Here is a 14,476-nt window from a genome sequence, read left to right on the forward strand (position 1 = left end):
CGCCCGCACGGCCCTGCCTGACGGCTCCCGCACAGGCCGGACCTGCATGATGGCGTGCATGACGGTCAGGACAGGAGCGGTCGGCCGGGCCATGGCCCCGGTCGTGTGGGCGCTCACCCGGTCGGTGCTGATGCTCTGTGTGTTCAAGGTGTTCACGGTGCCGGGCCCGGACGTCACGGTCGACGTCTCGGTGATCTACCAGGGCTGGTACGAGGTGTTCCGCGCGGGTTCGTATCCGCTGGACGACGTCACCTGGCAGTACCCGCCCGCCGCCGCGCTCGCCGTGGCCTCCCCGGCGCTGCTGCCGTTCCTGGAGTACGCGTCGGCCTTCTTCGTGCTGGTCCTGCTCTGCGACGCGCTGGTGCTGGGCCTGCTGCTGTACGCGGCCAGGCGGCCCGGTGCCCGGCAGGCCGGTGCGTGGGTCTGGGTGGCGGGGGTGCCGCTGCTGGGCCCGACCGTGTACGCCCGGTACGACCTGATGGTCACGGCCGTGGCGGTCGCGGCGCTGCTGGCCGGGGTGCGCCGTCCGCGGGTGATGGGGGCGCTGGTCGCCTTCGGGACGCTGCTGAAGGTGTGGCCGGTGCTGCTGCTGGTGGGCACCGCCAAGGGCCGTGCGACGCGGCGCTCCTGGTCGGCGGCGGCGGTGGCCGCCGGGGTGCTCGCGCTGCTGGCGGCGGTGGCGCTGCCGGGCGCCTACGCGTTCCTGGCGTTCCAGCGGGACCGGGGACTGGAGATCGAGGCACCGGCGGCGCTCTTCTTCCACCTGGCACGGCAGTCCGGCTGGCCGGGCGGCATCGAACTGCGGTACGGCTCCATGGAGTTCACCGGTCCCCAGGTCGCGCTGGTGAGCACACTGGCGCTGTGGCTGAGCGTGCTCGCGTTCGGCTGGCTGCTGCTGTGGCGGCTGCGGGCAAAGGCGTTCGCGGTGCACACCACGGCGGACGCGGCGTTCACGGCGGTGCTGCTGTTCACCGCCACCAGCCGGGTCGTCAGCCCCCAGTACATGGTGTGGCTGGTCGGGATCGCGGCGGTGTGCCTGGTGTTCCGGGGCAGCCGGATGGTGCTGCCCGCCTGGCTGGTGCTGGTGGCCACCGGGGTGACGGTGCTGGAGTTCCCGCTGGGCTTCGCCCATGTCGTGGCGAGCGACGCGCAGGGCGTGGCCCTGCTCGCCGTACGCAACGGGCTGCTGATCGTGGCGACGGTGGCCGCCGGGTGGCGGCTGTGGCGGGACAGCGTCCCGGGCCGGGCCGAGGGGGCGGAGCGTCAGGTCACCCCAGCCGGTCGCGCAGATACTCCCGCCAGCGCGCCGTGAAGTCCTCCGGGGTGGTGCCGAGCACGCTCTGCAGGGCGTGCTCCACCGCCCCGTCCCGTGTCGAACGGCCCCCGACGGCCCGGTAGAAGGCGATCAGCTCCTCCTCGCCCCATTCCTCGGCGATCAGCTCGCAGGCCAGCCAGCCGCCCTCGTACGCCCGCGCCAGTGCGGCCGCGTCCCCGCCGAAGCCGAAGTCCTCGTCGGCGGGCAGGCTCGCGGGGAGCTCGCCGCGCCGGACCGCGTCCGTCAGTTCGGGGGCGAGCTCCTGGGCACTGCGGGCCTCCTGCCGGTAGGCGGTGAAGTCGGCGAAGCCCTCGGAGAGCCAGACGGGCGTGGCGGCGGAGGTGTCGGCCCGGGTCGCCACGTGGGTGGTCTCGTGGGTGAGGACCACGCGCTGCCCGAACTCCCCGAGCATGCCGTACGCCTGCGGATTGACGATCACCCGGTCCGCCGGCCGCCGGCCGCTGCCCCCCACCTCGCCGGTGGTGACGGCGGCTATCCCCCGGTAGCTCGCCGCGGGCGAGTCGAGGAGGCCCGCCATGTCCTCCACCGACTCGGGGACGAGCACCACGACCTGCCGGTCCCAGGGCTCGGGCCAGGACTCCCCGACGGCCGGGACGGCCCGGTCGGCGATGTCCGCGATCCGGCGCAGTTCCTGGGTGCGGCGTCCGACGCCCAGGACGAGGCTGTGCGCGCCCCGGACCACCTCGATGTCGCCCTGCTGCCAGAGCTGGTCGGGGGAGTCCTTCGCGGCCCGGTCGGCGGATATGTACCAGGGGCCGCCGGCGCCGTGGCGGACCAGCTCCACGGTGCGGGCCGAGGTCACCGGGGCGTCGTCGTACCCCTCGATCCGGTAGCGCAGTTCCACGTCGGCGGTGACCCGGTCCGCGCTCCGCCGGATGACGTCCTTGACCCGGTAGGTCCACGACTCCAGCGGGACGTCGGCCAGGTTGCCCAGTTCGGTGCGCTGGGCCGTACGGAAGGACGCGGCCGCCGGGTCGACCGCGGCGAGGTACGCCTCGCTGTCGTGCGCCAGCACGGCGGCGGCGCGCCGGTCGAGGGTGGCGCCGACCTCCTGGGCGGTGGGCCCGGCGGGGGCCCGGGGGGAGGCGGCGCACCCGGAGGCGAGCAGCAGCCCGGCGATCACGGCACCCGCCGCGCGCCGTCCGCGGGTACGCTCCCGCCGCACGTCCTGCGTTCGAACAGCCATCCAGCCGATCGTACGGTCAGACGCGGGTGACCGAGGAGACGGGCATCATGCCGACGGGGTCGTAGCGCACCGGCGCTCCGGGGTGGGGAGCATGGATGACCTGCCCGTTTCCCGCGTAGACGGCGATGTGCGAGGCGTCGGCGCGGTAGGCGACGAGGTCCCCGGGCCGGGCCTCGGAGAGCGGCACCACCCGCCCCGCGTACCGCTGGGCCTGCGAGGTCCGGGGCAGGCTCACCCCCGCCTGGGCGTAGGCCCACTGCGTCAGCCCTGAGCAGTCGAACGCCGTGGGGCCGTTGGCGCCCCACACGTAGGGGCGCCCCAGGGCACGCTGCGCGGCGCTCAGGGCGGCCATCGCCCGGGGGGAGCCGGCGCCGGGCCCGGCCGGGTCGGCGGTCCGGTCCCCGCGCGACGCGCGCCCCCTCGCCTCGCGGTCCTCGGCGGGCAGCGACTCCAGCAGCCGCCGGGCCCTGGCCAGCTTGTCCTCGACGGCCCTCTTGTGGCGGGCCACGGCCGTCCGCTCGCGTTCCAGCCCGGCGAGGGCGTGTCCGGCCTCGGCGCGGGTCCGGGCGATGGCCTGTTCCGCCCGGCGGAGTCTGCCGAGGAGCGCGGCACGGCGCTCGCCCTCCCGGTCCAGGAAGGCGGCCCGTTCCAGGTAGCTGTCCGGGTCCGAGGAGAGCAGCAGCTGGACGGAGGGGTCGATGCCCCCGGAGCGGTACTGGGCGCCCGCCATGGAGCCGAGGGCCGCCCGCATCCGGTTGACGTCCTCCTGGGCGCGGGCCGCCCGGTCCTGGGCGCGGTCCACCTCGCCGCGCAGCCGTCCCGCGTTCTCACGGGCCGCGTTGTACCGCTCGGTGGCCTGTTCGGCCTCGCCGTACAGCCGGTCGACCTCCGCCTCGGCGCTCGCGCGGGTGTCCTGCGGTCCCGCGTCCGCCGGTGCGGCCCCGAGGGTGGCCGCGGCGGTGGCCGCCGCGGCCGACAGGACGGTGGCCCGGACGGTCCGGCCCGGGCCGGGCCGGGTGGGGCGGCGATGCGACACCACGGGTAGCCGCACTCCTTTCCGCTGTACGCAGATGTGCGCAGCCCCTGCCACCCGGGACGGGCGGACCGACGACCGGGAGCTGCACGGCAGCGCAGACAGTAACCGGACGGCTACACCGCGGCCAAAGAGCGCGCCGGGGCGTACAGGGGGCACGAACGGCGACGCCCCGCCGGTGACCTGTGGTCTCCGGCGGGGCGGACGTCAGCGAGAGGCGTGGTGATTCGCCCGTTCGGGTGTCAGGGACGCACGCCGAACTGGAAGGTGCCCATGTAGTCCATCGACTCGTAGCGGACCACGGCGCCCGGCTTCGGGGCGTGCAGGATCTGGTTGTTGCCCGCGTAGAGGCCCACGTGCGAGGTGTTGTTGAAGAAGACCAGGTCACCCGGCTTGAGGGCGCTGCGGCCGACCCGGGGACCGTCGTTGATCTGGGTGTACGTGGTGCGGGTGAGCTGGACGCCGGCCTGGGCGTAGGCCCACTGCGTGAGGCCCGAGCAGTCGAAGGAGTTGGGGCCGGTGCCGCCGGAGACGTACGGCTTGCCCAGCTGGGTGGCGGCCGCGGAGAGGGCTGCCGCGCCGAGGGCGGAGGCGGGGACCTCGTTGCCCAGCTCGACCCGGTCGCCGGCGTCGCGGCTGGCGCGCTGCTCCTCCTGGGCGATCTTGTTGCGCTCGGCGACGGTGAGGGTGTTCAGCAGCGCACGGGCGTCGGCGAGCTTCGCCTGGTACTTCTTCTTGTTCGCGCTCAGCGTCTTGCGGACGTCGGCGAGGTCGTCGAGCTTGCTCTGCGCCTCCTGGCGCTGCTGCGCGAGGGCGCGCTGCTTCGCCTGGATCTTCTGCAGCGACTCGGCCTGCTTGGCCGTCAGCTGGTCGAGCGCGGAGGCCTGGTCGAGGAAGTCGTCGGGGTCCGAGGACAGGAGCAGCTGGACGGACGGGTCCAGACCGCCGGAGCGGTACTGCGCGGTGGCGAGCGAACCCAGTTCGCCGCGCAGGGCGTTGAGCTCCTCCTGGCCGCGGGCGACCTTGTCCTGGATCGCGTCGACCTGCTTCTTGAGCTTGTCCTGCTGCTCCTCGGCGCCGTTCGCCTTCTCGGTGGCGACCTCGGCCTCGTGGTAGAGCTTGTCGACCTTCGCCTTGACCTCACTCTTGGTCGGCTTCGGGTCGGCGTGCGCGGCCTGGGACGTGAGAGCGACGGCTGCGGCGGCGGTTGCGGTGAGCACGGTCACGCGGGTGCGGCTCGGCTGCTTGGGACGACGGTGGGACGCCACGAAGGCGAGCTCCTTCTTCCTCGAGCCGCCTACCGGGATGTGGGGGAGAGCGGATCCCCGGCTCCGTGCATGTCACGGACTCGGCGGTTCCTTCGCTGTCACCCCGGGTGGGTGATCAACCGTGCGAAGGTTCGAGGCCTGACCCTAGTGACCATCTTGTGATCAGTTCAAATCCTCACAGGAAAAAACTCGTCACACCAGGCACTTCTTTACTTTCATCACACTGCGTGTAGCGGGGACTTGACGGTACGTTCCCTGAATACCGGCAAGCCGCCCATGCCGCACAAGAAGCACTAGGCGCGCGAAAGGCGCTTCAGGAGCAAGGCGGACGCGACCGGTCGTGCCCCGGCCTTCGCCACGCCGTCGGCCACCTCGCGGTCGGTGGAGACAACCACCACGGGCCTGCCCGGCGGTTCGGCGCGCGCCAGCTGCCTGATCAGCTCGTCGGCGGTGACCCCGGCCTTGCTGAACAGCACGCGCACCCCGCGCGGCGGGGCGAGCAGCACCGGCGCCGCCAGCTCCGCCCCGTCGAAGACACAGGTCATCTCGGCACCGGTACGGGCCGCGAGGACCGAGAGGCCGCCCAGCAGCCTCAACCGCTGCTTCTCCAGGGGCATCTGGGGATAGCCTGTCTTGGTGACGTTGTAGCCGTCGACGATCAGATGGGCCTGTGGCAGGGCGAGCAGCTGGTCCAGCAGTGCGGGGTCGGTCTCCGAGAGCGCCCTGGCCGCGATGTCCTTCGGCGACATACGGCCCGGCTCCACCGCCTCCACACCGTCCGCCGGGCGGATCGAGGCGGGCGGCAGGGCCAGTTCGCGCCGCAGCCCCTGCGCCGCGTCCAGCACGGTGTCCAGGAGCAGCCGCAGCCGCATGTCCTCGACCGAGCGCCCTTCCCGCGCCGCACGACGGCTCGCCTCGACGGCCGTCTCCGCCTCGGCCAGGCGTGCCTTGAGCCGCCGTGACTCGCTCTCGGCCGCGGAGACCTGGGCGGCCGCCTCGGCCCGTACGGCCTCGGCCTCGGCGCTTCCCTTGCGCAGGGCCGCCTCTCCGCGCTTCACCTCGCTGAGCGCGCTGCGGAGTTTGCGCTGCAGGGACTCGGCCTCCTTGCGGCTCGCCTCGAGCTCGGCGCGCAGCCGTTCGGTCTCGGCCCTGGTCCGGTCGCGGGCGTGGGCGAGCTCCTCACGCAGCCGGGCCAGCTCGCGCCGGGTCTCCTCGTCCGCGCGTTCCGCGTCGGCGCGCTGGACCTCCTCGCCCACCGCGGCCACCAGCTTGACCCAGCCGTCCGGCCGGAGCACATAGGCCACCGCCGCCACGTCCACCGGGTCGGCCGCGGCGGGAGGCGCGCCGGAGGTCAGGGCCTGGGCCAGCTCCGGCTGGCTCCGGGCGATCCGCTCACCGATGCGCCGCCGGAACACCGGATCGCTCTCCAGCGCGGCCGCCATCGCGTTCCCGGCGAACTTGGCGCGCCGGGTCGGGGTGAAACGGGCGTACTGTCTGAGCTGGGCGGGGAGTTCACCGACGGTCAGGCCGCCGAAGGCGTCCGAGACCAGGACCACGACCTTGCGGCGCACGCCCTCGGGCAGCGGACGGTCGAGCGACTCCGCGACGCCGCCGGCCTCATCGGCCGGTTCGGCGCCGCCTGTCGGCTGCTCCACCATCCATCACCCCAATGTGTCTGTCCCGACGGCCCTGTCAGGAGTCGGAACCCGGCCGGTCGACCAGCTCGATCTGGTCCACCGCGTTGCACCAACGGCACCGCACCGACTCGATGGTCTCACTGACCACCTCGCGCTCCTCGACACTCGACTCCCCGGCCAGGTCGAGATGCACGTACTCCACGACCTTGGACGAGCGCGTCACGTCGAAGCGGGTCAGGTTGCCGCAGAGCGTGCAGCGCCAGCGGGTTGCGTCCGTCGGCTGGGGAACCGTCGTCATCGTTGCGTCCTCTTTCGTCGTCCGTCGAGCCCTCGTACGTGCCCAGGCCTTCGAATCTCGCGGTGCGCCGTCGAACTGCGAATGTCCTGCGCCAACCCTACGGCCTGGGCGGCACCGGCCGACACGGCGAGGCGCTCTGTCCCGATCCGGCCCGGTGCGTCATGCTCTGTACGTGATCGATGGGCGGGCGGCCGGCTGGCGTCGGCGGATCAGGGAGATCGGGGCGGCGGCCACGGCGGGCGGCGCGCCGGTCACGTACGGGATCATCGCGCTGTGCAGCGCCGTGTTCCTGGTCAGTCCGCTCTCCGGGTTCAACCCCTCCTACGGCTCGGCCGACGCCCTGCTCGCCGCGCAGGCGGGCTACTTCGAACGGTGGGGCGTGATCCCCAGCCGACTCCTGGACGGCTCCGCGCACGCGGCCCTCACCCCGCTGACCGCGCTCTTCGTCCACGGCAGCTGGCTGCACCTGCTGGGCAACCTGCTCTTCCTGTACGTGTTCGGCGCGATGGCCGAGGAGCGCATGGGCCGGACCGAGTTCCTCTTCTTCTACGTGTGCTGCGGCTACTTCGCACTGGTGGCCTACGCCGTCGTGCACGCCGGCTCGGACCAGACCCTGGTCGGCGCGTCGGGCGCGATCTCGGCGGTGCTCGGCGCGTTCCTCTACCTCTTCCCGCGCGCCCGGGTCACCAGCCTCTTCCCGTTCCTCTTCTTCCTGCCGCTGCGCTTCCCCGCCTGGATCGTGCTCGTCTTCTGGTTCGTGCTCCAGTGGCTGGCCGCGCGGGACGCGGGCAGCGGTCCGGGCGTCGCCTACCTGGCCCATGTGGCGGGCTTCGCGGCGGGCTTCCTCTACGCCTGGGGGCGCTACCGGGGTGGGGTTAGGGTGAAGGCTCCAGCCACGGCCACCGAGGGAGAAAGCCAGCCGTGATCACCGCGATCGTGCTCATCAAGACCAGCGTGAACCGGATTCCCGAGATCGCCGAGGCCATCGCCGCGCTGGACAGCGTCAGCGAGGTCTTCTCGGTCACCGGGACGTACGACCTGATCGCCATGGTCCGGGTGCCCCGGCACGACGACCTGGCCGACGTCATCCCCGGCCGGATCAGCAAGATCGAGGGCGTCGAGGCCACGGACACGCACGTCGCCTTCCGCACGTACTCGCAGCACGACCTCGAAGCGGCCTTCGCCATCGGCCTCGACGCCTGAGACGGCCGGCCGGGGCGGGCGCGCCCCGGCCGGCCCGTCCCGGTCAGACCTGGGCCGCGCCCCGGTCCGGGACGCAGCGGCCGCCCTCGGTGCGGTAGGTCCAGCGGGCGCCGGCCCCCACCAGCTCCCGGACGGCCCCCAGGAACCGGTCGATGTGCTCGTCGGGCGTACCGGCGCCGAAGCTGACCCGGATGGCGTTCAGCGACCGCTCCCCCGGCTCGGCCTCGGGGGCCCCGCACTCCCCCGGCTCCTGCGGCTCGCCGCCCAGCAGGGTGCGGACCAGCGGGTGCGCGCAGAACAGCCCGTCGCGCACCCCGATCCCGTACTCCGCCGAGAGCGCCGCCGCGAAGTGCGAGCTGTTCCACCCCTCCACCACGAAGGAGATGACGCCGACCCTCGGGGCGCCGTCGCCGAACAGCGAGAGCACCCGCACCTCGGGGACGTCGGCCAGGCCCGTCAGGACCCGGTCGACCAGCGTCCGCTCCCGGGCGACCAGCGAGTCGAAGCCCGCCTCGGTCAGCGCCTTGCAGGCGGAGGCGATGGCGTGGACACCGATCACGTTGGGCGATCCCGCCTCGTGCCGGGCCTCGGTGGTGTGCCACTGGACGTCCACCCCGCCGTCGGCGCGCCGGGCGACCGTGCGGGAGGCCCCGCCGCCCGCGAGGTACGGCTCCGCGTCGCAGAGCCAGTCGGCCCGGCCGGCGAGAACGCCGGAGCCGAAGGGGGCGTACAGCTTGTGTCCGGAGAAGGCCACCCAGTCGACGTCCGACTCGGCGATGTCGACGGGGTGGTGGGGCGCGAGCTGCGCGGCGTCCAGGACGATCCGGGCACCGTGCGCGTGGGCGGCGGCGGCCAGTTCGCGCACCGGCCACAGCTCGCCGGTGACGTTGGACGCGCCGGTCACGCAGACCAGCGCGGGCCCGTAGGGCTCGCGGTCGGCCAGCGCCCGCTCCAGCGTCGCGACGGCCTGGGCCGGGGTACGCGGGGCGTCGAGGTAGGTCACCCGCGCGTCGCGCCAGGGCAGCAGCGAGGCGTGGTGCTCGGTCTCGAACACGAACACCCGGCAGTCGGCGGGCAGTACGGACGCCAGCAGGTTCAGGGAGTCGGTCGTCGACCGGGTGAAGACCACCTGGTCCCCCTCCCGGCAACCGAGGAACTCCGCGACCGTCGCGCGGCTGCTCTCGAAGAGGTCGGTGGAGAGCTGCGACAGGTACCCGGCACCGCGGTGCACGCTGCCGTAGTACGGGGCGTAGGCGGCCACGTCGTCCCACACCCGCTGGAGCGCCGGGGCGCTCGCGGCGTAGTCGAGGGCGGCATAGGTGACATCTCCGCCCGTCACCAGCGGAACGGTGACATCGGCGCCCAGGACGGGCAGAGGTGCACAAATGGACGGGTCGACGACAGCGGTGGAGACAGACATGGCTACTCCCGTAAGAGGCAGGCGAGATCCACGCGCCGGCAGGACGCGGCAGCACGCGGAAAGGGTGAAGAGGGGTACGCGGAGAAGGGCTCGACGCCCTAACGCATTCGCTTGCTCACAAGAGGCTCCCTAGGGACCAGGACCCCAAGGGGCGGCATACGACGATGCCGAGGGGCCCGCGCTTGCCACAGACCTCGCTGCCTGCGGCCTGGTCTTCACCCGGGGCACCCCGCCACGGACGGAGGGTTGCCGGACAGCGGGCCGGGGCCGTAGTCGCTGTCACTCATGACCTGACGAGCATCTTGCCATATGTGCCCGTACACGCAAGGGCGCGGTCCGCGATCCGGACCGCGCCCCTATGCGCGCGACGCGCTCTCGGCCGCTCTCAGCGGTTGCTGGCCGCCACCCAGCGCTCCAGGGCGCCCTTGGCGGCACCGGAGTCGATCGCCTCGGCGGCCCGGGCGATCTGGGCCGCGATCCGCTCGTTCAGCGTGCCCTCGCCACCCTCCAGGGCGGTCAGCGCGGCCGCGGAGTTGAGCAGCACCGCGTCCCGCACCGGCCCCCGCTCCCCGTCCAGCAGCCGGCGGGCCACATCCGCGTTGTACGAGGCGTCGGCGCCGCGCAGCGCCTCGACCGGCACCAGCTCCAGACCGACGTCGCGCGGGTCGAACGGCTCCTCGTGCACCGAACCGTCCCGCACCGTCCAGACACGCGACGTCGCCGTGGTGGTCAGCTCGTCCAGCCCGTCGTCGCCCCGGAAGACGAGCGCCGAGTTGCCGCGGGCCGCGAGGACACCGGCGACGATCGGCGCCATCCTGAGGTCGGCGACACCGATGGCCTGCGAGCGCACCTGGGCCGGGTTGGTGAGCGGTCCCAGGATGTTGAAGGTGGTCTGCGTACCGAGCTCCTTGCGGGCCCGTGCCGCGTACCGCAGGGCGGGGTGGAACTTCACGGCGAAGCAGAACGTGATGCCCGCCTCCTCGGCGACCTCGACGACGCGCTGCGGCGTGAGTTCGAGGTTGACGCCGAGCTTCTCCAGGACGTCGGAGGCGCCGCTCGCGGACGAGGAGGCGCGGTTGCCGTGCTTGACGACCTTGGCGCCGGTCCCGGCCACGACGATCGCGGACATGGTGGAGATGTTGACCGTCTTGGCCATGTCCCCGCCGGTGCCCACGATGTCGACGGTGCGCCCGGGCACGTGGATGGTGTGGGCGTGGTCGTACATGGCCCGCACGAGTCCGGTGACCTCGTCGACGGTCTCGCCCTTGGCGCGCAGGGCGACCGCGAATCCGGCGATCTGCACGTCGGTGGCCTCGCCGCTCATGATGCGGTCCATGGCCCAGGCGGTGTCCTCGGCGGCCAGGTCCTGGCCGCGCAGGAGGGGGGTCAGGACGCCGGGCCAGGAACGGGCCGCCACGCTGTCGCCGCCGTCCGGGGTCGCCACGTTCATGGTCCGCTCCTGGGTCCACTGCCGATGAAAGAACTGTCCCCCCACCCTATCCAGCGCCGGGGACAGCGAAGAGCCCCGTCCGGCGTACGGACGGGGCTCCCGCTGTGGCGGTCAGCTGCGGTGATCAGTGGTGGCCGTGGCCGCTGGTGATCTCCTTGTACTCCTCGGCGGTGGGCTTGGGGATCTGGTTGCCCTCGCCGTAGTAGCTCCGGCTGAGCCGGGCGCGCAGCTTCTGCAGCGCGGACGGCTTGCGCTCCACGCCGTTCTCGTCGACCGTCGGGCCGATCTCGATCGGCTTGTACTGCTCGTGGGCCGTGAGCGTGTGCAGCTGCTCCGGGCCGAGCGGCTCGTGGATCTCGACGAACTCACCGTGCGGCAGGCGCTTGATGGTGCCGGACTCGCGTCCGTGCAGCACCTTCTCCTTGTCGCGGCGCTGGAGTCCGAGGCAGATCCGCCGGGTGACGATGAACGCCAGGACCGGGCCGGCGAAGAAGGCGATCCGTACGAACCAGCTGATCGCGTTGAGCGACAGATGGAAGTGGGTCGCCCAGATGTCGTTGCCGCCGCCGATCAGCATGACGAAGTAGATCGTCACCCAGGCGACACCGAGCGCGGTGCGGGTCGGAGCGTTGCGCGGCTTGTCCAGGATGTGGTGCTCGCGCTTGTCCCCGGTGACCCACGACTCGATGAACGGGTACAGGGCCAGCGCCCCGAGGACGAGCCCGAAGAGGACCAGCGGGATGAGCACGCCCAGGACCAGCGTGTGGCCCCAGAGGTTGATCTCCCAGCCGGGCATCACACGGACGAAGCCTTCCGCGAAGCCCATGTACCAGTCCGGCTGGGCGCCCGTGGACACCTGGTCGGGACGGTAGGGGCCGAGCGCCCAGATCGGGTTGATCGTGGCGATCGCGGCGATCATCGCGATGAAGCCGAAGACCAGGAAGAAGAAGCCCCCGGCCTTGGCCATGTACACCGGCAGCAGCGGCATGCCGACGACGTTCTTGTTCGTCTTGCCCGGGCCCGCGAACTGCGTGTGCTTGTGGAAGAACACCAGGATGAGGTGGCCGACCACGAGCCCGAGCATGATGCCCGGCAGCAGCAGGATGTGGATCGAGTAGAACCTCGCGATGATGTCCGTGCCGGGGAACTCCCCGCCGAACAGGAACATCGAGATGTACGTACCGACGATCGGCATCGACAGGATCGCGCCCTGCGTGAAGCGCACACCCGTACCGGAGAGCAGGTCGTCCGGGAGGGAGTAGCCGGTGAACCCGGTGAACATGCCGAGCACGAACAGCAGGAAGCCGAACAGCCAGTTGATCTCACGCGGCTTGCGGTACGCGCCGGTGAAGAACACCCGGAACATGTGCACGAACATGCCGGCCAGGAAGATCACGGCGGCCCAGTGGTGGATCTGCCGCATGAGCAGACCGCCACGGACGTCGAAGCTGATGTCCAGCGTCGACGCGTAGGCCTCGGACATCCGGATGCCCTGCATGGGCTCGTACGGGCCGTGGTACACGACCTCGTTCATGCTCGGGTGGAAGAACAGCGTCAGGTACACACCCGTGAGGATGATGATGATGAAGCTGTAGAGGCAGATCTCGCCCAGCATGAAGGACCAGTGGTCCGGGAAGATCTTGCGCATGTTGGCCTTGGCCAGGCCGTAGATGCCCAGTCGGCCATCCGCCCAGTCGGCCACACGTTCGCCCGCGGGCGCCTTGCGCTGTGTGTCTGTCACGGTGCTCATCCGCGCTCCCAGAAGGCAGGACCGACGGGCTCTGCGAAGTCGCCGAGCGCCTCGAGGTTGCCCTCGCTGTTCACGCCGATCCGCAGCTGCGGGAGGGGGTGACCGGCCGGGCCGAAGATGACGCGGGCGCCGTCGGAGAGGTCGAAGGTGGACTGGTGGCACGGGCAGAGGACGTGGTGCGTCTGCTGCTCGTAGAGGCTGATCGGGCAGCCGACGTGGGTGCAGATCTTGGAGAAGGCCACGATGCCCTCGTGGGCCCACTCACGCGACTGCTTGTCCTTGATGTCGTCCGGCTCGATGCGGACGATCATCAGGGCGGCCTTCGCGATCTGGTTCTGGAAGTCGTGCGCGTCCTCCTCCAGGCCCTCGGGCATGGCGAAGGTCAGCGAACCGACGACGACGTCCTCGGGACGCAGCGGCTCCATCGTGTTCATGTTGACGAGCTGCTTGCCCTTGGCCCACAGGGTGTTGCGGAGCTTCTTCTCCGGCAGCGGACCGAGGTCGCGCAGCAGCACCACACCGGAGAGCGGCACCAGGGCCAGCGCGCCGAACATGGTGTTGCGGATCAGCTTCCGCCGTCCGATCGCGGACTCCCGGGCGCCGTCCGCGAAGTCGGCGAGAACCTTCGCCTTGACCTCGGGCGTCGCCTCGATGGGGTGCCGGTCGTCGGCGACCTCCACGTCGGACATCAGGGTGCGCGCCCAGTGGACGGCCCCCGCGCCGATGAGGAAGAGCGCCAGGCCCAGGGTCAGGCCCAGCGAGAAGTTGAGCGCGCTCACGTGGCCGAACGGCCAGATGAAGACGATCTTGTCCACCGGGAAGATGACGTACGAGGCGATGAAGCCGATCGTCGCCAGCATGGACAGCGTGAACATCAGGGCGACCGTGCGCTCGGAGCGCTTGGCGGCCCGTTCGTCGATGTCCTGGATGCGCGGCCTGTGGGCCGGCAGCCCGGGGTCCGCGAACGGATCGTCCGCGACCTTGACCGCACCGTGCGCGGTGTCCTGCTCTGCGGGCAGGCCCTCTTCTGAAATCTCTTGGCTACTCATGACTTCTTGGCCTTAGCGGTGTGGGCCGCGACCCAGACGGCGATGGCGATCAGTCCGCCCAGTCCGAAGATCCAGCCGAAGAGACCCTCGCTGACGGGACCGAGGCCACCGAGCGAGAGCCCGCCGGGGCTCGCGGAGTCGTCACCGTTGACGGTCTTGATGTACGCGATGATGTCTTTCTTCTCCTGCTCCGGCATGGTGCTGTCCGGGAAGGAGGGCATGCTCTGCGGGCCGGTCTGCATGGCCTCGTAGATGTGCTTCGGGCTCACGCCTTCGAGGTCCGGGGCGTACTTCCCGTCGGTGAGGGCACCGCCCTTGCCGGTGAAGTTGTGGCACTGCGCGCAGTTGGTGCGGAACAGGTCACCGCCCTTGGCCACGTCGGCACCCGAGGGGTCGACCTGGCTCTGCTTCGGCGTGATCGGGCCCGCGCCCAGGGACGCGACGTACGCCGCGAGCTGGTCGATCTGGGCCTGGTTGTAGATGACCTTCTTCTTCGGTACCTGGGCACCCGGCTGCTGCGCCGGCATACGTCCGGTACCGACCTGGAAGTCGACGGCGGCGGAGCCGACACCAACGAGGGACGGCCCGTCGGTGGTGCCCTGACCGCCGGATCCGTGGCAGCTGGCACAGCCCACGGAGTAGAGCTTCTTGCCCTCGTCGATGGCGAGGGACTGGGCGGTGTCGTCGGCCTGCGCCTTACCCGCAGGTGCGAACGCGGCGTACAGCCCCCCGGTAGCCGCCAGCGCGAGGAGTAGTACGACGACCGCCGCCAGCGGATGGCGTCGTCGTGCGGAGAGCTTTTTCACGGATTACCCCGGTGTCAGGATCTTCTGCGTCGATGGTGGT

The 14,476-nt window shown here is 71.6% G+C and carries 13 protein-coding genes and 1 riboswitch; of the genes, 3 read left to right on the top strand and 10 right to left on the bottom strand.

Annotated elements, in window-relative coordinates; translation table 11 throughout:
- Nucleotides 1-58: 58 nt before the first annotated feature.
- Nucleotides 59-1,312 carry a glycosyltransferase 87 family protein gene (locus tag SACTE_RS07705; RefSeq protein ID WP_050986360.1) on the top strand — a complete coding sequence of 418 codons (1,254 nt, stop codon included), beginning with the start codon at nt 59-61 and terminating at the stop codon, nt 1,310-1,312.
- Here SACTE_RS07705 and SACTE_RS07710 read toward each other — a convergent pair.
- The 5 genes from SACTE_RS07710 to SACTE_RS07730 all read right to left on the bottom strand — a co-directional run bounded on the left by SACTE_RS07710 (nt 1,269) and on the right by SACTE_RS07730 (nt 6,758).
- Complete coding sequence (locus SACTE_RS07710) at nt 1,269-2,522, bottom strand: hypothetical protein (protein ID WP_026359017.1); 1,254 nt, start codon at nt 2,520-2,522, stop codon at nt 1,269-1,271. The two genes, SACTE_RS07705 and SACTE_RS07710, sit on opposite strands and share 44 nt — an antisense overlap.
- Before the next feature lie 16 nt (nt 2,523-2,538).
- Nucleotides 2,539-3,561: a C40 family peptidase gene (locus SACTE_RS07715; protein WP_014045469.1), complete on the bottom strand. Its 1,023-nt coding sequence runs from the start codon at nt 3,559-3,561 to the stop codon at nt 2,539-2,541.
- A 236-nt stretch (nt 3,562-3,797) separates the two neighbouring features.
- Complete coding sequence (locus SACTE_RS07720; RefSeq protein ID WP_014045470.1) at nt 3,798-4,823, bottom strand: C40 family peptidase; 1,026 nt, start codon at nt 4,821-4,823, stop codon at nt 3,798-3,800.
- A gap of 293 nt (nt 4,824-5,116) precedes the next feature.
- The gene (locus tag SACTE_RS07725; protein ID WP_026359016.1) at nt 5,117-6,478 is read right to left on the bottom strand and encodes an NYN domain-containing protein; all 1,362 of its coding nucleotides are present in this window, start codon (nt 6,476-6,478) and stop codon (nt 5,117-5,119) included.
- 37 nt (nt 6,479-6,515) lie between these two features.
- Nucleotides 6,516-6,758 (bottom strand): hypothetical protein, encoded by a 243-nt coding sequence (locus tag SACTE_RS07730; RefSeq protein WP_014045472.1) that lies wholly within the window; start codon nt 6,756-6,758, stop codon nt 6,516-6,518.
- A gap of 172 nt (nt 6,759-6,930) precedes the next feature.
- Between SACTE_RS07730 and SACTE_RS07735 the strand changes: the two genes are divergently transcribed.
- Together SACTE_RS07735 and SACTE_RS07740 are read left to right on the top strand one after the other, a co-directional pair.
- Nucleotides 6,931-7,683: a rhomboid family intramembrane serine protease gene (locus SACTE_RS07735; RefSeq protein ID WP_014045473.1), complete on the top strand. Its 753-nt coding sequence runs from the start codon at nt 6,931-6,933 to the stop codon at nt 7,681-7,683.
- Complete coding sequence (locus SACTE_RS07740; protein ID WP_014045474.1) at nt 7,680-7,961, top strand: Lrp/AsnC ligand binding domain-containing protein; 282 nt, start codon at nt 7,680-7,682, stop codon at nt 7,959-7,961. Before SACTE_RS07735 ends, SACTE_RS07740 begins: the two co-directional genes overlap by 4 nt.
- A 43-nt stretch (nt 7,962-8,004) precedes the next feature.
- On the opposite strand, the gene SACTE_RS07745 is transcribed toward SACTE_RS07740, so the two are convergent.
- The 5 genes from SACTE_RS07745 to SACTE_RS07765 form a co-directional block, all read right to left on the bottom strand.
- Nucleotides 8,005-9,381 carry an aminotransferase class V-fold PLP-dependent enzyme gene (locus tag SACTE_RS07745; RefSeq protein WP_014045475.1) on the bottom strand — a complete coding sequence of 459 codons (1,377 nt, stop codon included), beginning with the start codon at nt 9,379-9,381 and terminating at the stop codon, nt 8,005-8,007.
- A gap of 173 nt (nt 9,382-9,554) precedes the next feature.
- Nucleotides 9,555-9,672: riboswitch (SAM riboswitch) on the bottom strand.
- Between the two features lie 94 nt (nt 9,673-9,766).
- Entirely contained in the window at nt 9,767-10,831 is a 1,065-nt protein-coding gene (gene trpD / locus SACTE_RS07750) for an anthranilate phosphoribosyltransferase (RefSeq protein ID WP_014045476.1), read from the bottom strand.
- A gap of 124 nt (nt 10,832-10,955) precedes the next feature.
- The gene (locus SACTE_RS07755) at nt 10,956-12,581 is read right to left on the bottom strand and encodes a cytochrome bc complex cytochrome b subunit (protein WP_014045477.1); all 1,626 of its coding nucleotides are present in this window, start codon (nt 12,579-12,581) and stop codon (nt 10,956-10,958) included.
- The gene (locus SACTE_RS07760) at nt 12,578-13,630 is read right to left on the bottom strand and encodes a Rieske 2Fe-2S domain-containing protein (RefSeq protein ID WP_014045478.1); all 1,053 of its coding nucleotides are present in this window, start codon (nt 13,628-13,630) and stop codon (nt 12,578-12,580) included. Before SACTE_RS07760 ends, SACTE_RS07755 begins: the two co-directional genes overlap by 4 nt.
- Nucleotides 13,627-14,436 carry a c-type cytochrome gene (locus SACTE_RS07765; RefSeq protein WP_014045479.1) on the bottom strand — a complete coding sequence of 270 codons (810 nt, stop codon included), beginning with the start codon at nt 14,434-14,436 and terminating at the stop codon, nt 13,627-13,629. Before SACTE_RS07765 ends, SACTE_RS07760 begins: the two co-directional genes overlap by 4 nt.
- Between the last annotated feature and the right edge of the window lie 40 nt (nt 14,437-14,476).

Source organism: Streptomyces sp. SirexAA-E (genome assembly GCF_000177195.2).
Classification (GTDB): domain Bacteria; phylum Actinomycetota; class Actinomycetes; order Streptomycetales; family Streptomycetaceae; genus Streptomyces; species Streptomyces flavovirens.

Bases quoted from the DNA above. Each gene is read 5' to 3' on its own strand.
- SACTE_RS07730 (WP_014045472.1), bottom strand. From the start codon at position 6,758: ATGACGACGGTTCCCCAGCCGACGGACGCAACCCGCTGGCGCTGCACG.
- SACTE_RS07745 (WP_014045475.1), bottom strand. From the start codon at position 9,381: ATGTCTGTCTCCACCGCTGTCGTCGACCCGTCCATTTGTGCACCTCTG.
- SACTE_RS07705 (WP_050986360.1), top strand. From the start codon at position 59: ATGACGGTCAGGACAGGAGCGGTCGGCCGGGCCATGGCCCCGGTCGTG.
- SACTE_RS07710 (WP_026359017.1), bottom strand. From the start codon at position 2,522: ATGGCTGTTCGAACGCAGGACGTGCGGCGGGAGCGTACCCGCGGACGG.
- SACTE_RS07760 (WP_014045478.1), bottom strand. From the start codon at position 13,630: ATGAGTAGCCAAGAGATTTCAGAAGAGGGCCTGCCCGCAGAGCAGGAC.
- SACTE_RS07755 (WP_014045477.1), bottom strand. From the start codon at position 12,581: ATGAGCACCGTGACAGACACACAGCGCAAGGCGCCCGCGGGCGAACGT.
- trpD (WP_014045476.1), bottom strand. From the start codon at position 10,831: ATGAACGTGGCGACCCCGGACGGCGGCGACAGCGTGGCGGCCCGTTCC.